Consider the following 18,851-nt stretch of genomic DNA (forward strand, 5'->3'; position numbering starts at 1 on the left):
CAGACCGGTCCGTCCTTGCGGCTGGACAGCCGTCGAGACGAACCGTCGACGACGCGGTCGTGGTGATTCCTGGGATCATGGGCTCCGAATTGATCGACACCTCGACAGGGAAGCTGCTGTGGGGGATGCGACCCGGGTTGCTGGCGCGGATGTGGACCGCGCCGACGGCGGCGCTGGCACCACTCGCAATTCGGGACAATCGGCCAGGTACTGTGCGGCCAGGCGGACTGCTCAGGGTTTCCGGCTTCTGTCCGATCTTCGCGGGAATCGAGCCCTACAGTCGGCTGCTTACCGCACTACACCGAGTTCTACGCCATCCGAGCGCCGTACTGGAGTTCGCATACGACTGGCGATTGCCGGTCCGGCACAACGCCGAATTGCTGGCCAGGGCCACCGAACGCCATGTCGCCGATTGGCGTATTCGATCCAGTCGACCGGATGCGAAAGTTGTCCTCGTGGCGCATTCCATGGGTGGCCTGTTGTGCCAAGCGCTCGGCACCATCTCCGGTGCACTGGAGGAGGTACGAGCAGTGGTTACCCTGGGCACTCCGTTCGAGGGTGCCGCGAAAGCGGCGGTGATGCTGGCTTCCGGCGAAGGTGCGCCGTTGCCGGCACGCAGGCTGAGAGAAGTCGCTGTCACGATGCCCGGACTCTACGATCTGCTTCCCAGCTACCGATGCGTAGACGCCGGTAGCACCGTACGAACACTGACGGAGTCGGATGTCGCCGATATCGGCGGGGACGCCGGCCTCGCCCGTGCTGCCTTCGAGCATCGCAGCAAGGTGTCGGAGGTTGTGCTGCCGGGCCATCGGCCGATGATCGGTGTCGAGCAGCCGACGATGTCCAGTCTCGAGATCAACGCCGGCAGGGTCGAGCCGCGTTTCCACACATTCGGCGTCGATCCCGACGGCGAATTGACCAGGGATCCCGCCTCCGGCATCCCCACCCGGTACCGGGGTCTCGGTGATGGCACCGTGCCTCGCAATTCGGCAGTCCCACTCCAGAATCCGGCGGTGTTCTCGCTTCCGCAGCAGCACGGACCGATCGCGACCGCTGATGAGGCAATTACGTTCGTCGTCGACACGTTGCGATATGGCGCCGTTGATCGCGGGCCACGCTTGGGCACGGGCGAGATCGGCCTGCTGGTCCCGGATGTCGTGACAGTCGGTGTCCCGTTCGACACCGAGGTCACCGGCATCGATCGGCCGAATACATTGCGAGCCAAGCTGATCGACGTGGACAGCGGCAAACAGCTCGCGGCGCCGACAGCCCGCCGCCTCGGCGATTCGATTGTGGTTTCGGCTACCGCATACCAGGCAGGCGTCTTCCGGATCGTGGTCGACGGTTCGGGGACCAGCCCGGTCAGTCAATTGCTGATGGCTGTGGAGCCCAGCGATCGATGAGCGACGGCCTCGAGTTCTTTTCGATCGCTCTGGGGATGTACGACCACTTCGAGCAGATCGACGTTGCCGCGGAGGTCGAGGCTATCGCGGACATACTCTCCGCGTTCGACGGGCATCACGTCGATTGGGACGTCGAGATGGCGCACCGCGGTCACGACGCGGTCAACGCACGGCTCAGCAGTTGGTCAGCCTCGAATCGACCTACCACGGTGCTGTATTGGGCCGGGCATGGTTGGTCGAATGGCGAATATGCCAGCCTCGCGCACGCCCGCAGTCCGAAAGACGTTCAGACCCAAGGGATCAAACCCGACCGGATCGCGGACGCGATCGCCGATCGCGGTGGCGGAGATGCGGGCTCGTGGGTGGTCGTAATCGTCGACGCGTGTCGCTCAAAGAAATTCATCGTCGATCTCAAGGCCGAGATCCTGAAGCACTCGGTCGGTGAGACGGCCTATCTGCTCGTGGGCGGGCTCTCCGGCGAGGGCGCGACCGAGCTGGGACGAGTCAGCGAAATTCTGCGCTACATCCTCGAAGTCACCTGTGCCCAGGATTACGAGGTCGACCTCGCCACCGTGGCCGCCGAATTCGAGCGCCATCACGCGGAGGTCGAAACCAAATGGCTGGCAGGCCGCGCGCTACGCCGCCGCCACGCCGCAGTGATCAACGTGCCACTCGACGCACGAAATGAACTCGAAGCGGCTCTCGATGCACTCACCGCCGACGAGCTTTCACATTTTCTTCCGAAAGCGCACGGCGGCGAATTACCGTTCCACGAGAATGTTCTCGTCGAACAATCGTGGTACTTCGTCGGCCGGGACAGCGAAACCCAGTACCTGATCGACTGGTTTGCCGATAGTGACCAGGGCATGCTCGTCGTCACCGGACCTGCGGGCTCAGGCAAATCCGCGCTACTGGGCAATCTTGTCGTGCAGAGCAATCCGAGCCTGCGTACCGCGCTGCTGCGCGCGGGAATACTCGATGAATGCCCGGCCGAACGACGGCCACCGGACCAGGTATTCGACATGGTTGTGCACCTGACGGGGGCGACACCCGAAGACGTTGTCGCACGAATCGCCCATGGCGCAGAGCTGGCCGATCCGCCCAAGGGACAGATCGGCCCTGCGATCGAGTGGCTGGTTGAACAGCTTCGGACGCGCCGGGTGACGATTCTCATCGACGCACTCGACGAGGCCGTAGACCCGCTGACCGCTGCGCGGGTGCTACGCGCGATCGCCGCGTGCCCGAGTTGCCGAGTCGTCGTGGGTACTCGCGCGAGCACCCACGACGACCCCGACCACACCGCGACCGACACCAACCTTCTCGATGCCCTCGGCCCAGCGACCCGCCTGGTTATCGCCAAGGACCGCTCCGCAGTGCACCGATACGTGACCATCCGGCTGCGTCGGGCGGCGCGCCTCGGGGTGCTCGCGTCTCCCCTGAACATCGACGCATTGGCTGCTGCGGTCCGGCAGCTTGCACCGCATTTCTTGTTCGCCAGACTCCTCGTCCACGAATTGCTCGCCGACGCCGATTGGCACGATCCGGACACCTGGGATCGACTCCTGAACAGCAACCATCGGGAGTTGTTCGGGATCGCGGTGGCCCGATTGACTCGCGTCCAGCAACACTCACGGCGGCCGATGCTCGAGGCTCTCGCCTTCGGTCGAGGCCGCGGTGTGCCCGAAGCCGACGACATTTGGGCGACACTTACGAAAGCGCTTGCCCCCTCGGCCCGAGTCGACCGCGCCGTCATAGATGAGTTGCTCGTGGACGCCGCACCTTATATCCTCGCCGACCGCGAGTACGACCAGACCGTATACCGCCTCGCCCACCGCACCTTCACCGAGTACTTCACCGACGACACAACCCCCTCAGATCAGGACCGGTCCAAACACCTCGCCATCACGCACGCGCTCGCCGAGCGCACGGTGGCGGCAGCATCTGGAGTGTTCGCCGGGACACGGACGCTCAATCCCTATTTCACTCACGCAATGTCCGGCCACGCGGCCATCGCTGGTGCGCCTGCCTGGCAATTGCTGGACTCTCATCACAACGCCTTGGCATCGCTCGACCCGGAAACGGTTGCGCGAGATGTACTGCGAAGTGCCTTCGGCCGCATCGACCTTCCTCCCGCGATCGGCGGCATTCTCACTTTCGCCGAACAACTGCAACACTGCATGCCAACCGATCGACCGCTAGCGCTCCAGCTCGCTGCCGCGCGACACTCTGTGACCTACCGCGCGAATCGAGCCGAGCACAACCCTGGTGCGGTTCAACTGATCTGGGCCGCCCTTTACCCCAGGCGCCCGCACCGAGTTCTCACCGGCCACACCGGCCCCGTGTGGACAGTGACAGCCGTAAAGCAGCCGGACGCGACCGTCAGGCTGGCTACCGGAAGCGACGACAGCACTATTCGGCTGTGGGACCCGATCACCGGGGATCCGGTGGGGCAACCGTTGACGGGCCACACCGACGCGGTGCTCGCGGCGACGGCGGTGCCGGTCGGCGGCCGCCCCTTACTGGCGACCGGCAGCCGGGATGCGACAGTCCGGCTGTGGGACGCCGGCAGTGGCGAGGCCGTCGGAAAACTCGTTGGCCATAGCGATTGGGTACTGGCCGTTTCGGCGGTCGTACTGCACGACGGTCGCCCGCTGCTCGTCTCCGGGAGCGCGGACAACACGGTGCGGCTGTGGGACCCCGAGTCCGGCAGACAGATTCGAGGTCCGCTGACCGGCCACACCGATTCGGTTCTTGCGGTTACGGCGCTGCCGCTACCGGATGGACGTATCGTGCTGGCGTCCACCGGCTTGGATGGGACGGTGCGATTGTGGGACCCGATGACCGGCAAGCAAATCGGGCAACCCATGACCGGGCATACCGGCTGGGTGTGGGCGATCGAGTCGGTTCCGCTACCCGATGGACGAACTCTGCTCGCAACGGGGAGCCAGGACAATGATGTCCGGCTATGGGATCCAGCCACTGGAAAGGGTGTTGGGAAGCCGCTGACCGGTCACACTGGATGGGTTCTCGCGCTCGCCACGACACCGGCGCCCGACGGCCGCACGCTGCTGGCCGCCGGCAGTGATGACAGAACGGTCCGGCTCTGGGATCCGATTACAGGCGACCCGGTCGGGCAGCCGCTTACCGGACACACCGACGCGGTATTGGCGCTAGCGGCAGCGTCGCTGCCCGACGGCCGCACGCTCCTGGCGACCGGCTGCCAAGACAACGCTGTGCGACTGGTCCACCCTGTCACGAGTGGTGCGGCGGGTCAGCCGCTACCCGGCCACACCGATGCCGTGCTGGCACTGGCGACTGTCCGACTGGCGGACGGCCGAACTCTGCTTGCTACCGGTAGCCAGGACACAACGGCACGGCTGTGGGACATCGACACCGGCCGCCCCGCCAGCGAGCCGCTTATCGGACATACCGACGCGGTCTCGGTCGTAGTGTCGGTACCGGCATCTGGCGACACCCCGGTGCTGTTGACAACCGGAGCGGACAACGTCGTGAGGCTGTGGGATCCACCGACCGGCGTCCAGATGGGGTACACGTTAAGCGACGATCGCGACTGGTCTTCTGTGGTGGCAGCGGTGACGCTGCCCGACGGCCGTAGCTTGCTCGCCACTTTCGAGGACGAAATCCTCCGGCTCTGGGACCCGTCGGCCGGCGCGCAGTTCGGGCAGCCGCTCACCGGCCACACCGACTTGGTCTGGTCAGTGGCGGTAGTCCCCGTGCGCGGTGGCGACTATCTGCTCGCGAGCGCCAGCGATGACGAGACCGTGCGATTGTGGGACCCGATGACCGGCAAGCAATTCGGGCAGCCGCTCACCGGCCACACCGGCGCTGTCCGATCCGTAGCGGTGATCCACCTCCCGAACGGCACCGTTCTTCTCGCCAGCGGCGGCGCGGATGAGACTGTGCGACTGTGGGACCCGATGACCGGCAAGCAATTCGGGCAGCCGCTCACCGGCCACACCGGGGCCGTCCGATCCGTAGCGGTGATCCACCTCCCGAACGGCACCGTTCTTCTCGCCAGCGGCGGCGCTGACGAGACCATTCGCCTGTGGTCGATCCGAGGTGGGCGAGCCCACTGCACCTACAGCTTCCGGCTCGGCTCCTCGATAAGAAGCCTGTGCGCTGTCGGAGATTCCCGGCTCGCGGTAGGTCTCGATGACGGAGTCGCGGTCTTTCGGGTTACAGATCAAGAGTGATCCGCCGCGCTTGCGGTCCGCCCGTTGAGCGAGACCGGCGTGGACCGGCGCGCGGGCGGGCGGGTAAGCCCGATTCATGAGTGAATCAATCGGACCGCTGGTGGCTGCCGACGAAGGTTTTCATCATCAGATCGTGGATACCTTCGCTACGGTCGCCAGTAGTGATCTGGCCTGGACCGAGAAGGTGTGCGCCATGGCCGCGGCGCGGAATGGCAGTCTGCAGTTGGGGTTCGGGCTGGGAAAGTATGTGAACCGCAATGTGATGGACGGTTATGCGGGGATATCGCGTGGGGTCGAACAGGTTACGGTGCGCGCGAATCGGGAGTTGCTGCCCGAGCCGGATCGGACCGTGATCGGGCCGATCCGGTATGAGGTGCTCGAGCCGTTGAAGCGGATTCGATTCGTGCTGGAGCCCAGCGATATTCAGCCGATCGCCTTCGATTGGACGTTCACGGCGGAGCTGCCGGCGCAGTTGGAGGACCGGACCCATATGCGGGCCGGTTACCGGGTTTCAGCGAATCTGGTGCGCTATCACCAGATCGGCGTCGCCTCCGGCTGGGTCGAGATCGATGGCCGCCGGACCGAGATCACCTCGGAGGATTGGGTTTCTACGCGGGATCACTCCTGGGGCGTGCGCTATGACGTGGGCCGGCCGCGGCCCGACGTGCAGGCGATGGAGTTGCCGCCGGAGGTGTCGTTCCGGATGATCTGGTGCCCGGCGCTGCTGGAACGCGCTGATGGCAGCCGCTATGGCGTGCACCTGCACTATCAGATCATCGAGACGACCGGCTTCTCGTCCAAGACGGTGATGGGCGGGTTGCAGTACCCGGATGGCCGGACGGTCCGCTGGCGCGACCTCACCCCCGAACTTCGCTTCGATCCCGGTAATCGGCGGCTGCTCGGCGGTCGCATCCATGCCACCGATGTCGACGGCGCCACTCGTGTCTTGGAGATCGAGACGGTCTCCGACACCGGGTTCCACCTGGGGGCAGGTCTCTATCACGGCTTCGAAGGCCGCTTTCACGGCGAATGGCTCGGCCCCGGAACCCATCTCGACGGCGAGCGGATCGCCGACTGTTCCACCCCGGACAACGCACGCCGGCTGCACCAGATCCGCGACACCGTCGTGCGGATCACCGATCCGGTGGGCGGCGGCGTCGGCTACGGGAACTGCCAGCCGATCATCACCGGTGCGGACGCGGCGCTGGGGTTGTCGATGGACAGCAGCTTCATGTAGCGGCGCTCACCGCGGCCGGTTGCTGAGCGTGAGTGCGCGCGCCGGGCACCACTGGCGCGTTTCGACTCGCCCTCGTCCGTTTCCGGTGGGAATCGCGAAACCGGCCAGTCCGAGCCATGCTCCGTCGGTGCAACGGGCCCAGGCGTACAGCAGGCCCGGCACCGTCCCGACGGCCAAGTGCAGGCCACCAGCTTTGACGCGCATGGACACCGAGTCGCGGCGGAACGCCCCGGCGGCCGGAAGCGCGATCGACAGGTCGACGAGTACCGGTTGCGGCGGGTCCACCACGCGCCGCAGCGGACGGGTGAAGTCGTCACTCCAGTATCCGAACATAGATTCGATATTCTCATACCGGTCGGTCCGCTTGGCGCAGGCTTGCCGAAATTGCGTCCCAGACAGTTAAGATTGCTGGATCGCCAGTATTAGAAATCTCTGGCAGAAAACTGTGACTTGTCCGAAATTTCTAGCGGCACAACGGCATTACGCTGGACAGTGACCCAGTGCCCAGCATTCGGCACGCCCCTCCGATCCCCACGACCAAGGAGTCAGCAGCGTGCCCAACCCGGCGAAATCCTCCACCCGTCCGGTCGTGGTGACAGCGGTGGAGATCTCCACCTCCCTCGGCCCAGACACCGAAAGCACCTGGAATGCCTTGCTTTCCGGCGCCAGCGGCATCCGCGCGCTGAACGACCCCGAGCTGCTGCGCCACGAACTTCCGGTCACCATCGGCGGCAAGCTCCTCCAGGATCCGACCGACGAGGTGGACCGGATCAAGAAGCGCCGCATGTGCTACACCCAGCAGATGTCCTACGCCATGGGAAAGCGGCTGTGGGACAACGCCGGACGCCCCGAGACCGACCCGGACCGGCTGGGCGTGTGCATCGGCACCGGCATCGGCGGCCCCGACGCCATCGTCGACGCCAACGCGGCCATGAGCGAGCGCGGCTACCGCAAGATGTCGCCGTTCGCGGTGCCGATGAGCATGCCCAACGGCGTGTCGGTGGTGACCGCGCTCGAGATCGGCGCGCGCGCCTTCGCGGTCACCCCGGTGTCGGCCTGCGCGTCCGGATGCGAAGCGCTCGTGCACGCCTGGCGCGCGATCACCCTCGGCGAAGCCGACATGGTGGTCGCCGGCGGCGTCGAAGGCTACATCCATCCCATGCCGGTCGGCGGATTCTCCATGGTCCGCGCCCTGAGCACCCGCACCGACGAGCCAGCGCGCGCCTCCCGTCCGTTCGACCGCGACCGCGACGGCTTCGTCTTCGGCGAGGCCGCGGCCCTGCTGCTGCTCGAGACCGAGGAGCACGCCCGAGCCCGCGGCGCGAAACCGCTGGCCCGGCTGCTGGGCACCGGCCTCACCGCGGACGGATTTCATCTCGTCGCGCCCGATCCCGAAGGCACCGGCAACGCCCGCGCCATGCGCCGCGCCATCGAAACCGCCGGAGTCACCAAGCACGACGTCGACCATGTCAACGCGCACGCCACCGGGACGACCATCGGCGACCTCGCCGAAGCCAAGGGCATCGCCGCCGCGATCGGCACCCATCCGGCGGTGTACGCGCCGAAATCGGCGCTCGGCCACTCCGTCGGCGCGGTCGGGGCGCTGGAGGCGGCGCTGTCGGTGCTGACGCTGCGCGATCAGGTGATCCCGCCGACGCTGAACCTCGACAACCAGGACCCGGAGATCGACCTCGACATCGTGCACGACAAACCCCGGCACGCCGCTGTCGAGTTCGCCATGAACAATTCGTTCGGGTTCGGCGGCCACAACGCGGCGGTGCTGTTCGGCCGGTACTAGCCGGGCTCCGTCTTGGTCGCCACCGCGATGATGTAGTCGGCCCACGGACCCCACAGGTTGACGCCGGTGCGGCTGAAGGCCAGGCGCAGGATCGGGTTCACCCGCCGCATGTCCCGCTCCCGCAGGCGCACGCTCAGGTAGCGGGCCAGCGGGCGGTAGACGTAGCGCCGGATGGAGTAGACGTCCACCGTCTCGAAACCGGTTTCCAGCAAGGCTTTCCGGTAGCGCCGGGCATCTAAGACAGTGCGGCCGCCCCAGGCCGCCGGCGCGGGGCTCGGCAGCATGCGGGGGACGATGTCGGCGGTGACCAGGCGTCCACCCGGCGCCAGCACCCGATGCGCCTCGCTGAAGAACTTTGCGTACGAAGGGAAATGGAAGGCCGACTCCAGCGCGGTGACCTTCGTTGCCGAACCGTTGTCGAGCGGGAGCGCGCTGGCCGACCCGTGGACGTACTCGATCACCTCGGCCAGTCCCAGGTCCGCGGCCCGGCTGCGCGCGATCTCGATCTGCTCCTCGGCGACGTTCACGCCGATGATCCGCCGCGGGCCGAATTCCCGCGCCCACAGGAAATCCTGGTCGCCGTAACCGAATCCGACATCGACCTGCACGTCGCCGGGGCCGAGCGCCGCCTCCCGGCCGACCAACCGGGCCAGGTCCGCGCTCGCCTCGTCCAAGGTGGCCGGATCATCGCGCCAATAGCCGAGATTGATGAACAGCGACTCCTCGCCGAACAGATTCCGGGTTCCCACGATGTCGTAGAGCCGCCCCACGCGTTCCGGTGTCGAACGCGCCAGCGGCAGCGCCGCCATCCGGCCCCACTCCCCCGACCACCGGCGCAGCCGCCGGCCGAACGTCTCCTCGGACATCGCCGACACCGAGCTCACCATCGAAACCTCCTGGGCGCGGCCGACTCCGGCCATCGCCCCCCAGTCTCCGCCGCGTCCGACGCTAGGTCAACATCTGTCTCAGACAATCGCTCCCGTGCGGCCACATGTCGACATGCCGGTTCGGGCGCAGGCCAAACGTCAGGTCGGCGATTACCGTGATTTCGATCAGGCCATCCGAGCGGGAGGCGGCACGAGAGATGAGCAAGCGCACAACGGCGGCCGGGATCGTCCTCGTCGTCGCGAGTCTCTGCGCTGGGTGTTCGGATTCCGATACCGGCGCCGGCGCGACCACGACAGCCAACGCCGACGTCTGGGCGCCGCAGGGTGCGTCGACCAGCGCGGGTGCGGGCTCGACTGTGCAGACCCTGCCGATCGACGGCAACAACGCCGCGTTCGTACTGCATGTCCCCGCCGGGCTGACCGGCAAAGCGCCTACCGTGATCGTGCTGCACGGCGCCAACGGCAACGGCGCGCAGATCGAGCGCGTGACGGGTATGTCCGAACTCGCCGACGCCAATCGTTTCCTCGCCGCGTATCCGGACGAGACGAGTGTCGAGGGCGTCCAGGCGCTGATCCGGAAGCTGACCACCGACCACGACGCCGACCCGGCTCGGATCTATGTGGCCGGGATTTCGCGCGGCGGCGCGAACGCGCAAGGCGTGGGCTGCCGGTTGTCCGGCCAGGTGGCGGCCATCGCCTCGCTGTCGTCGGGGCTGCCGGACAACGTACTGGACAACTGCATGCTCGATAAACCGTTGCCGGTCATGCTGATTCACGGCACCGCGGATCCGATCGTGCCCTTCGAAGGCGGCGTGCCGAACACCCCGAACGCACGAAAGTACGGCTACCGCACCCTGTCCGAACCGGACACCCTGGACTTCTGGCGTCGCCAGGACGGCTGCGGCGGCGACACCACGGTCACCGAAGTGCCCGGCACCGAGGGCACCGTCAGCCGGACCACCGGCGGGCCCTGCGCCGACAACGTCGCGGTGGCGCTGTACTCGGTGCTGGGTGGCGGGCACACCTGGCCCGGCGGCAGCGCCGCGCAGGAGCAGTACACCGGCACGCTCGGTGCGCTCAATACGAAATTCGATGCCAGCCAGGCTATTTGGGACTTCTTCTCCGGAAAGCCGCGGTAGGGCTATCTCGGCGCGGTGTAGCGATGATTCCAGTGCGCATCGCTGCCGGCGATGACTCCGATCAGCGGCATCCGGACGCATACGGCGTGCACTCCGCCGACGTCGAGCAGCACCGAGGATCTGTGCGCGATTCTCAGATCGGCACAGGTTCCCGCCACGACGACGAAGAACATGGCGAGACCGAACAGCGCCACATATTTCGAGACCACCTGTGCCGCGGTATCACCGCTGCTCCACATCGCCGCGGCGAACCAACTTCAGTGCTGCCAAGCGGTTTCGCGGGCATCGGCGCCCGCCTGATCCATCAGGCGGGCGATTTCGGTGCGGAGACGGTCGGCGGTGGCCGGGATGGCTTGGATGCGTTCGTCTTCGCGGATCAGGTAGCGGCCGTCGTCGCGGTAGTCGATGACATAGATCTGGGTGCCGCCCTCCTGCCAGCCGTTCAGGGACGGCCCGATGGCTACGCGGAGTTCGGCGTAGGTGCGGAACGGGCGTTTGAGTTGGCGGACCGCCTGTTCGGACGGTGAGAGGCGGTAGGAGTTGATGCGTTTGGGGCGGTGCAGTTCGTCACGGTGGATGTTGATGCCGGGGCCCGCCCCCGGCGCCACCTCCGGCAGAACAGTCAGCAGGCGCTGCACCACCGCTTGCGACGGGCGCAGATCGACGCGGATGTTGCCGCCCACACCGAACGCCGCGCCCGGTTTCTGGGCGGCGACCGCGCCGTTGCCGGATTCGATCGCGGCACAGGCGCGGACCATGCGGTCGCGGCCGTCATGGCGGTAGCCGAACAATTCGACGCGGACATCGGCGTGCGCCAAGGCGTGCAGGGCAGTGTAGAGCGAGTCGTCGTCACCCATGGTGCGCAGCAACGATTCCGCCGCCACCTTGCGCTGCAAGTCGAACTCGACCTGCGTTTCCACCTCCGCGGCGAAGGTGAGCGGGAACGGCATGCGGTCCCGGCCGAGCGCTTCCCAAGCGACCCAGAATTCGATCGGGGTCAGCTCCCAGGTTCCATTCACGGCTCTCCGCCGATCACCGGCGGGACGGCCTTCCGGTCCGGGCCGAGGAGTTCCTCGTGCACGCCGTACAGGTAGTCGGGCGCCTTGTGCTCGGACTCGTCGTCCTGGCCGTTCTGGCCGCCGCGGCCGGGCATGCCCATGCCGGGCATGCCGGCGCGACCGGCCGAACTCCCCTTGCCGGAGTTGGCGGCCGCCGCGGCGGCCGGGTTCGCGGCCCCCGTGCCGGGGACGCTCTTGGCTTTGGCCGGGGTGCCTGAGCCAGGAGTGCCGGTTCCGGCGCGCGGGGTGCCCGTGCCGAGCCGGTTCGGATTGGTGCCGACCGGAGCGGTGCTGGCCGGGTTCGTGCTCGCCGGATTCGTGCTGGCAGGGTTGGTACTCGCTGGGTTCGTGCTGGCAGGGTTGGTACTCGCCGGGTTCGTGCTCGCCGGTTCGGTACTCGCCGGATTGGTTTCCCCTGGGTTCTCGGTCACCGGCTCTTCGGGATTGCCGTTCCCGTTGCCGTTGCCATTTCCATTCCCATTTCCGTTGCCGTTCCCATTGCCGTTCCCGTTTCCGTTGTTGGGAATCTCGGTGCCAGGCTGCGCAGCAGGCGTGGCCGGCGTCGGAACCTTCGGGACGTTGGCATCAGACTGCTCGGCGACCTGCTTGTACACAGTGCGCATCACCTCGTTGGCCAAGTCCTCGGCGTTCTTGGCCCGCCCGGCATCGTTGCCGCTGATCAGGCCGGAGATCTTGCCGTCGCCGAGCAACGTGTCGCCGACCGAGCCGACGATGTTGGCGATTGTGCCGCCCTCATTCGCTTCGGACAGATGCGGCACCTGAAACTTGACCTGGCTGAAGCCGGTGGAGGCTTCCTGAATCTTGTTGGCAATTAGATTGGCTGCTTGTTCGACCTTGTCCACATCACCGAGGTAGGACTTGACACTGGCCAAGGCGCTGGTTGCAGCCGAACCGGACCAGCCGCTGTCCATCTTTGTCTTGGTGTTGTTGAAGAAATTGTCGCCGTGCGTCTTGGTGGCTGTGGCGAGATCCTTCCAATCACCAACGCTCTTCCACATCGCGTCCAGGCCGATGCCCTCGATGAACTCCATTATTCGGGCATGCGACATGCCAACAAAGACCTCCATCTTCGGCGGCACAACGGTTGCCGTGTACTCACCGTTGAATCCGTCAGATAGAGCCTTGTTCTCGGCGTAGATGCGATCGCGTTCAGCATTTCCAGCGGCCTGCGCGTCTTGTTCAGCCTTCACTGGCGAGATGCCGTCAGTGAACAGACTGACGACGGGGTTTGCCACAAGACCTACGGTGTTCTTGAAAATTTCGAAAGACATACTGTTCCCCCCGGGCTCCTACCAGTCGATCTTGTGCGTCTGCGCCGTGATTTTGGCTTTAGTTTCTTCGTCAGCAGCTTGGAAGGCGGCGCCGGCTTTGACATACATATCCTGCATAGCCTCTACGATCTTTATGTGCTCGGTGATCGATGCGACGTAGGAGCCACTACCTGCGCCACCTGTCGTCAAATCATAGAACTTCTGACCGAGAGCCTCGGACGACGCCAAGTTACTAAAAGACTCAACACGAACCAAAGCCTCCGCTTTCTGCGCAAGCTTGCGCAGATCAGCCGCGTAGGTTTTGCATAGATTTGCGCATGCATCGGCTGTCTCGAAGTCAATGTACAGGTTGCCAGCTTGCGCTTCGCCGGCCAGCCGCTGAAATTCCTTAACTTGCTCATCGGGAGTTGCCACCGCAATCTGCCTTTCTAGGAACCCTAAACGATGCGCTCAGCGAGGAATTGAGTCGACGATTTTTTCTGCCGCCGAAGTAGCCAGCGTACACGGATCAGTCGATGTCTCGCTGTCTGTATACTTTCCGGCATTGACAGAAATGACACCTTTGGTGGTATTGAACGCCAATTCACATTGTGTTGGGGGTCTGCGCGATCCCATATAGAACTTGAGCCCCGCGCGATCCTTGACCGTGACGTCACTAAAATCGCGGAAGTAGGAGTTGCGTCGAAAGTCATCCAAAGTCTTGTTGGTTGACGAGACCAACAGGAAGTGGCCCCAACGACCATCGGACCGCTCTGCCGTCCATTGGCAGAGCCTCCAATCCTCCCGATCGCTGAAAATGGGGTTGGTGTCCTTCGTGGCTGGATCCGCGCCGGTAGACGCGATCACCGAGTCCGGCAGCGAGCACGGATCCCACAGCTGATCCTTTGTCAACTTCGCACTGGTCGGAGCCTGACTCGTCTCCGGTCCCCCAGAACCTCCGACGGTGCTCGAACACCCCGTGACCACAAGCAGTGCGCACGCCCCCGCCACAGCCGCCATTACTCGCATGAAACCCCCGGCCCTCGATGGAATCTTCCCCGCGAGACTAGCAGGTAGCGATGGCCCTGCTTCGAGAGAGATCATCTGGGATTGACCCGGCATGGCGGTCGGGTTGACGAGAGCTGTGACTACCCCGCGGCGGTCGTATCCGACAGCTCTGTTCGGCGCGCTCCAGACGGTGAATGCTGGAGAAGCCCTACCAACCAGCCCCCGCGATTGTGATCTGTCCCGCATCTGCGGCCTGACGACCCGTTCCTCCGCCCGCAACCTCTAACGTCGCCCACAGCACGACTGTTGGCAGGGAAGGTGGCGGCGAAAGTGGTTGGGACCCAGGCGAAGCTGGACGAGCTGGAGAAGATCCTGGCGATCGCCGCGGAACCGGCAGGTGAGGCCGGTATCGCCAAGCGGGCGAAGAAAGGTATTCCGAGCGTTCGCGAGCGGGTGAACATGCTGCTCGATCGGGGGACGTTCATCGAAACCGGGGCCCTCGCACGGCAGCCCGGCCAGTCGGACGCCCTCTACGGCGACGGTCTGGTTACCGGTCGCGGGTTGATCGGCGGCCGCCCGGTGGTGGTGATCGCGCACGACCAGACCGTGTACGGCGGGTCGGTCGGCATCACCTCGGCACGGAAGTTCATGCGGGCGTTGCAGCTCGCGTTCGACAACGCATGCCCGGTGGTGACGATCAACGATTCCGGCGGTGCGCGCATCCAGGACGCGGTGGGCTCGATCGCATCGTTCGGCGATATCTCGCGGGTGCTGGAGAAGCTGTCGGGGTATGTGCCGCAGGTGTCGATCATTCTCGGAAAGTGCGCCGCGGGTTCGGTGTACGGGCCGATCAATACCGACGTGCTCATCGGCACCCCGGATTCCTACATGTTCGTCACCGGGCCGGAGGTGATCAAGGCCGTCAACGGTGAGGACATCAGCGCGGAGGCGCTCGGCGGCGCCGAGGTGCAGGCCAAGCGCGGCACCCTGCATCACGTGGCCGAGACCGAGCAAGCCGCCTACGACTGGGCGCGCCAGTACCTGAGCTACATGCCGACGAGCTGTCTCGAGCAGCCGCCGGTGGTGAATCCCGGCCTGGAGCCTGAGCTCACGATCTACGACCGGGAACTCGAGAAGATCATCCCGGATTCCGATCGCACCGGCTACGACATGCACGAGATCCTGCTGCGGATCTTCGACGACGGCGAATTCCACGAGGTGCGGGCGACTTTCGCGCCGAACCTGATCACCGGGTTCGCCCGGGTCGACGGCCATCCGGTCGGCGTGATCGCCAATCAGCCGCTGGTGCTGGGTGGTTCGATCGATGCCGCCTGCTCGGACAAGTCGACCTACTTCATCCGGTTGTGCGACGCGTTCAATATTCCGCTGGTATTCGTGGTCGACACCCCGGGCGTGCTGCCGGGTCTGGAGCAGGAAGCCAACGGCGTGATCATCCGCGGCGGCCGGGTGCCGCGCGCGATCATCGAGGCGACGGTGCCGATCATCAATCTGGTGGTGCGCAAGTCCTATGGCGGCGCGTACGGCATGATGGCGGCCCGGCAGGTCGGCGCGGATATCAGTTTCGCGTGGCCGACGGCCCGGATCGCGGTGATCGGCGCCGAGAGCGCGGTCGACCTGATCGGGAAGCGGCAGTTGGCGGCGGTGCCCGAGGAGCAGCGGGCGGCGGCGCGCGAGTTCATGATCAACCACTACAACGAGACCATCGCGACACCGTGGATCGCGGCCGAGCGCGGCTACATCGACGCGGTCATCGACCCGGCGGCCACTCGCCTGGAGATCCGGCACGCGTTGCGGCTGTTGCGCGACAAGCAGCCGAGCAAGCCGGAGTTCAATCCGCGCAAGCATCCGGTGTATCCGATGTAGGCGTGGCTGCATCGTTTATGCATCAATAGGCGGGTAGGCTGGCGGAATGCCGGCCTCTATCGCGCTGTTCACCCGTGACCTGCGCCTGCGGGACAATCCTGTGCTCACCACCGCCGTTCGCGAGGCGACCGAGGTGGTGCCGCTGTTCGTTCTGGACGACGACATTCTCCGACGGACGCGGCACGCGCCGAATCGGCTGCGGTTCCTGATGGCCGCACTGACCGAGCTCGACGCGGAGCTACGGGATCGCGGCGGGCGGCTGATCCTGCGGCGCGGGCGGACGGTCGACGTGGTCGCGCAGGTGGCGGCCGAGGTCGACGCGTCCGCCGTGCACGTCGCCGAGGAAGTCAGCCGGTTCGGCCAGGGCCGGGAAAACGCACTGTGGGAACGACTTACCCAGTCCGGATACAAGGTGCGGACGCATACGGCGTCGATCACCGCCGTCGACCCGGCCGACGTGAAACCCGATACCGGCCGCGGCCACTACGCGGTGTTCACGCCGTACTTCAAGCGCTGGCTCGAGACACCCATGCGCCGCCCGCTGCCCGCACCGGACCGGCTCGTGGTGCCGAAAATCGCCAGTGATCCGATTCCGGAACCCTCGGACCTCTGCGCCGAGCCCGGGTCTCCGCAATTGCAGGTCGGCGGCGAGGTCACCGGCCGGAACCTGCTGGCGGACTGGCTTTCCGGGCCGGTGCTCGACTATGCCGAACACAAGGACACCCTGGCTGTCGAGGGCACCTCGCGGCTGTCCCCCTACCTGCACTTCGGTTGCCTGTCACCGGCCGAGGTGGTCTATCGCACCGATGCCTCGACCAGCGGCGGGCACGCCTTCGTCCGGCAGGTGGCGTGGCGGGATTTCCACCATCAGGTGCTGGGCGACCGGCCCGAGGTCGCGAAGCGGGATTACCGCTCCGAGAGCCGGTCGTGGGTGCACGAGCCGGATGGCCTGGCCGCCTGGCAGGCGGGAAAGACCGGTTACCCGCTGGTCGACGCGGCGATGCGGCAATTGCTGGCGGAAGGCTGGATGCACGGCCGGGCGCGCATGATCGTGGCCAGTTTCCTGAGCAAAACGCTGAAGGTGGACTGGCGGATCGGCGCGGACCACTTCGAACGCTGGCTCGTCGACGCCGATATCGCCAACAATCGCCTGAACTGGCAGTGGGTCGCCGGGACCGGCACCGACACCCGGTCGAGCCGGGTGCTGAACCCGCTGCGCCAAGCCGATCGCTTCGACCCGGACGGGGTCTATACGCGGCGCTGGCTGCCGGAGCTGGCGGACCTGCCCGGCGCGGATATCCATCGGCCGTGGCGGGCCGAGGTGCCCGGGTCGGTGTATCCAGCCCCGATCGTCGAATTCAACGGCATGTAATCCAGGTAGCGCATCACTCTTGCATCGTTTTTCCGGGAGCATCGCGGGTATGTCCCAGTCGATCAAGCTCACGACGTTTCAAGTGGAGGACCGAATGAACAGCAAACGCATTCAGCGAGCGGCGTCCGTCCTTGGCGGCATGCTCGTCGCGGTGGCGGCGGCCCCCGGTCTAGCGTCCGCCGAGCCGGTGACACCGATCCCACGGCTGGAGCTCGAGCGATACCTGGGGACCTGGCAGCAGCTGGCGGCGATCCCGCAGCCGTTCAACTTGGTTTGTGCGCGCGACACCCGCGCGAACTACAGCTTGAACCCGAACGGTGATATCGCCGTGCGGAATTCGTGCACGACCTGGACCGGCGGCGGGAACGAGATCGCCGGCGTGGCGAAAGTGACCGACCCGGCCACCCAGGCACAACTCGCGGTCAGCTTCCGCGGCGAGGCCGACCCGCGCACGAACTATGTCGTGACAGCGATCGATCCGGACTACGAATGGGCCCTGGTGGTCAATCCGGAACGCACCGCGGGCTTCGTGCTCTCGCGCACGCCGGCCCCGAGCGCCGAGCAGTGGACCACCGTCCGGACCGCCATCGCGGCGGCGGGCGTGGATTCCTGCCTGTTCCTCACCTCGCCCAGCACCGGCGGCGCCGAGGAGATCGTGCCCTTGTGCACGCGCTGACCGGCTCAGCCGAGCTGTTCGACCGCCGCACCGAGGCTGTCGATCCGGTGGACATCGCCGGGCAGGATCAGCGAGTCCCAGCCGGGGCCGCCGACGTAGACCGTCGCGTTCGCGTCGGCGCACACCCGCAGCGCCGAGGTGAGCGCCGTGGCCTCCTGTTGCGACCACAGCAGCACGGTCGCGGGGGCGGCGAGCCGGACCAGAGTGTCACGCAACGCGGGGGTCGGCACGTCCGGCCCGAGCATGTGCGCGCCGACGCCGCGCTCGGCCAGCGCGGCCCGCAGGACTTCGATCGGCAGCGCATGCGTCTCGCCGCTGGTGCAGGCGAGGACCAAGGCTCGGGGCGGCGTGCCGGGCGGCGGCGCGGCACGATGCAACGTCGCGGTGATGCACCAGGACAGCAGATGCTCCACGTCGACGCAGCCCTCGCCGCCGAGCTGGCGGTCCACGATGTCGGCGAAGGCGGGACGGCACAGGCGATCCCAGGTATCGACCACGCCGTAGTCGCGGAGGTGCGACTCCAGCAGCGCGCAGACCGACCAGCTCTCCAGCGCGAACGCGGCGGTCAGCAGCGCGGCCTTGTCGCCGAGCCGCAGCGCCGGGCCGCGCGCGGTGGCGGCGGCGCCCGCGGCGGTCGCGCCGGCGTTGATCAGATCGACCATCCGGGTGAGCACCGCGATATCGGCCTCGGTGTAGAGGCGGTGGCTGCCGGGTCGCTCCTGGTGCGGGCCGATCCGGTAGCGCCGGTTCCAACTGCGCAGGGTGGCGGTCGGAATCCCGAGCCGTTCGGCTACCACGCGCACCGAGTACCCGGCGTGCTCGGAGGTGGGTTTCGGACCGTCTGGCATGTCCTGATTGTGCCTGTTGCGGGGCGCTGGTCACAGGTATGGCTAGGGTCGAGTCG

General features: G+C 66.2%; 16 protein-coding genes. 8 read left to right on the forward strand and 8 right to left on the reverse strand.

Annotated features, from left to right (window positions below; genetic code table 11):
• Positions 1 to 59 precede the first annotated feature (59 nt).
• The 3 genes from AB0M14_RS29045 (at position 60) to AB0M14_RS29055 (ending at position 6,854) form a co-directional block, all read left to right on the forward strand.
• On the forward strand, positions 60 to 1,403 hold the full coding sequence (locus tag AB0M14_RS29045) for a hypothetical protein (protein WP_365000292.1): 1,344 nt from the start codon (positions 60 to 62) through the stop codon (positions 1,401 to 1,403).
• Entirely contained in the window at positions 1,400 to 5,617 is a 4,218-nt protein-coding gene (locus AB0M14_RS29050; RefSeq protein ID WP_365000294.1) for a hypothetical protein, read from the forward strand. Before AB0M14_RS29045 ends, AB0M14_RS29050 begins: the two co-directional genes overlap by 4 nt.
• Before the next feature lie 76 nt (positions 5,618 to 5,693).
• Entirely contained in the window at positions 5,694 to 6,854 is a 1,161-nt protein-coding gene (locus AB0M14_RS29055; RefSeq protein WP_365000296.1) for a hypothetical protein, read from the forward strand.
• 6 nt (positions 6,855 to 6,860) lie between these two features.
• Here AB0M14_RS29055 and AB0M14_RS29060 read toward each other — a convergent pair whose 3' ends face one another.
• The gene (locus AB0M14_RS29060) at positions 6,861 to 7,187 is read right to left on the reverse strand and encodes a hypothetical protein (RefSeq protein WP_365000298.1); all 327 of its coding nucleotides are present in this window, start codon (positions 7,185 to 7,187) and stop codon (positions 6,861 to 6,863) included.
• 220 nt (positions 7,188 to 7,407) lie between these two features.
• On the opposite strand from AB0M14_RS29060, the gene AB0M14_RS29065 reads away from it, so the two are divergent.
• On the forward strand, positions 7,408 to 8,652 hold the full coding sequence (locus AB0M14_RS29065) for a KasA/KasB family beta-ketoacyl-ACP synthase (protein ID WP_365000300.1): 1,245 nt from the start codon (positions 7,408 to 7,410) through the stop codon (positions 8,650 to 8,652).
• On the opposite strand, the gene AB0M14_RS29070 is transcribed toward AB0M14_RS29065, so the two are convergent.
• Positions 8,649 to 9,572, reverse strand: coding sequence for a methyltransferase domain-containing protein (locus tag AB0M14_RS29070; protein ID WP_365000302.1), 924 nt, complete (start codon positions 9,570 to 9,572; stop codon positions 8,649 to 8,651). The two genes, AB0M14_RS29065 and AB0M14_RS29070, sit on opposite strands and share 4 nt — an antisense overlap.
• 164 nt (positions 9,573 to 9,736) lie before the next feature.
• Here AB0M14_RS29070 and AB0M14_RS29075 point away from each other — a divergent pair, with 164 nt between their 5' ends.
• Positions 9,737 to 10,678 carry a PHB depolymerase family esterase gene (locus tag AB0M14_RS29075; RefSeq protein WP_365000304.1) on the forward strand — a complete coding sequence of 314 codons (942 nt, stop codon included), beginning with the start codon at positions 9,737 to 9,739 and terminating at the stop codon, positions 10,676 to 10,678.
• 2 nt (positions 10,679 to 10,680) lie between these two features.
• Here AB0M14_RS29075 and AB0M14_RS29080 read toward each other — a convergent pair whose 3' ends face one another.
• Genes AB0M14_RS29080 through AB0M14_RS29100 form a run of 5 tightly spaced genes read right to left on the reverse strand, consistent with a single transcriptional unit; the run spans position 10,681 to position 14,261 of the window.
• Entirely contained in the window at positions 10,681 to 10,917 is a 237-nt protein-coding gene (locus AB0M14_RS29080) for a hypothetical protein (protein WP_365000305.1), read from the reverse strand.
• A gap of 18 nt (positions 10,918 to 10,935) precedes the next feature.
• Positions 10,936 to 11,697 carry an ESX secretion-associated protein EspG gene (locus AB0M14_RS29085; protein ID WP_365000307.1) on the reverse strand — a complete coding sequence of 254 codons (762 nt, stop codon included), beginning with the start codon at positions 11,695 to 11,697 and terminating at the stop codon, positions 10,936 to 10,938.
• Entirely contained in the window at positions 11,694 to 13,028 is a 1,335-nt protein-coding gene (locus tag AB0M14_RS29090) for a PPE domain-containing protein (RefSeq protein ID WP_365000308.1), read from the reverse strand. The genes AB0M14_RS29085 and AB0M14_RS29090 overlap by 4 nt, the downstream gene beginning before the upstream one ends.
• An 18-nt stretch (positions 13,029 to 13,046) precedes the next feature.
• Positions 13,047 to 13,442, reverse strand: a complete 396-nt coding sequence (locus AB0M14_RS29095; protein WP_365000310.1) for a hypothetical protein — start codon at positions 13,440 to 13,442, stop codon at positions 13,047 to 13,049.
• 36 nt (positions 13,443 to 13,478) lie between these two features.
• Complete coding sequence (locus AB0M14_RS29100) at positions 13,479 to 14,261, reverse strand: DUF3558 domain-containing protein (RefSeq protein WP_365000513.1); 783 nt, start codon at positions 14,259 to 14,261, stop codon at positions 13,479 to 13,481.
• 84 nt (positions 14,262 to 14,345) lie between these two features.
• Between AB0M14_RS29100 and AB0M14_RS29105 the strand changes: the two genes are divergently transcribed.
• The 3 genes from AB0M14_RS29105 (at position 14,346) to AB0M14_RS29115 (ending at position 17,947) form a co-directional block, all read left to right on the forward strand.
• Entirely contained in the window at positions 14,346 to 15,899 is a 1,554-nt protein-coding gene (locus tag AB0M14_RS29105; protein WP_365000311.1) for an acyl-CoA carboxylase subunit beta, read from the forward strand.
• A gap of 46 nt (positions 15,900 to 15,945) precedes the next feature.
• Positions 15,946 to 17,271 carry a deoxyribodipyrimidine photo-lyase gene (locus AB0M14_RS29110; protein ID WP_365000313.1) on the forward strand — a complete coding sequence of 442 codons (1,326 nt, stop codon included), beginning with the start codon at positions 15,946 to 15,948 and terminating at the stop codon, positions 17,269 to 17,271.
• 94 nt (positions 17,272 to 17,365) lie between these two features.
• Entirely contained in the window at positions 17,366 to 17,947 is a 582-nt protein-coding gene (locus tag AB0M14_RS29115) for a lipocalin family protein (protein WP_365000315.1), read from the forward strand.
• A gap of 5 nt (positions 17,948 to 17,952) precedes the next feature.
• On the opposite strand, the gene AB0M14_RS29120 is transcribed toward AB0M14_RS29115, so the two are convergent.
• Complete coding sequence (locus AB0M14_RS29120) at positions 17,953 to 18,795, reverse strand: MerR family transcriptional regulator (RefSeq protein ID WP_365000317.1); 843 nt, start codon at positions 18,793 to 18,795, stop codon at positions 17,953 to 17,955.
• Positions 18,796 to 18,851 lie beyond the last annotated feature (56 nt).

The organism is Nocardia sp. NPDC051832, from assembly GCF_040681285.1.
GTDB lineage: Bacteria > Actinomycetota > Actinomycetes > Mycobacteriales > Mycobacteriaceae > Nocardia.

Bases quoted from the DNA above. Each gene is read 5' to 3' on its own strand.
- AB0M14_RS29115 (WP_365000315.1), top strand. From the start codon at position 17,366: ATGAACAGCAAACGCATTCAGCGAGCGGCGTCCGTCCTTGGCGGCATG.
- AB0M14_RS29120 (WP_365000317.1), bottom strand. From the start codon at position 18,795: ATGCCAGACGGTCCGAAACCCACCTCCGAGCACGCCGGGTACTCGGTG.
- AB0M14_RS29050 (WP_365000294.1), top strand. From the start codon at position 1,400: ATGAGCGACGGCCTCGAGTTCTTTTCGATCGCTCTGGGGATGTACGAC.
- AB0M14_RS29110 (WP_365000313.1), top strand. From the start codon at position 15,946: ATGCCGGCCTCTATCGCGCTGTTCACCCGTGACCTGCGCCTGCGGGAC.
- AB0M14_RS29090 (WP_365000308.1), bottom strand. From the start codon at position 13,028: ATGTCTTTCGAAATTTTCAAGAACACCGTAGGTCTTGTGGCAAACCCC.
- AB0M14_RS29055 (WP_365000296.1), top strand. From the start codon at position 5,694: ATGAGTGAATCAATCGGACCGCTGGTGGCTGCCGACGAAGGTTTTCAT.
- AB0M14_RS29060 (WP_365000298.1), bottom strand. From the start codon at position 7,187: ATGTTCGGATACTGGAGTGACGACTTCACCCGTCCGCTGCGGCGCGTG.
- AB0M14_RS29100 (WP_365000513.1), bottom strand. From the start codon at position 14,261: ATGCGGGACAGATCACAATCGCGGGGGCTGGTTGGTAGGGCTTCTCCA.
- AB0M14_RS29070 (WP_365000302.1), bottom strand. From the start codon at position 9,572: ATGGCCGGAGTCGGCCGCGCCCAGGAGGTTTCGATGGTGAGCTCGGTG.
- AB0M14_RS29075 (WP_365000304.1), top strand. From the start codon at position 9,737: ATGAGCAAGCGCACAACGGCGGCCGGGATCGTCCTCGTCGTCGCGAGT.
- AB0M14_RS29080 (WP_365000305.1), bottom strand. From the start codon at position 10,917: ATGTGGAGCAGCGGTGATACCGCGGCACAGGTGGTCTCGAAATATGTG.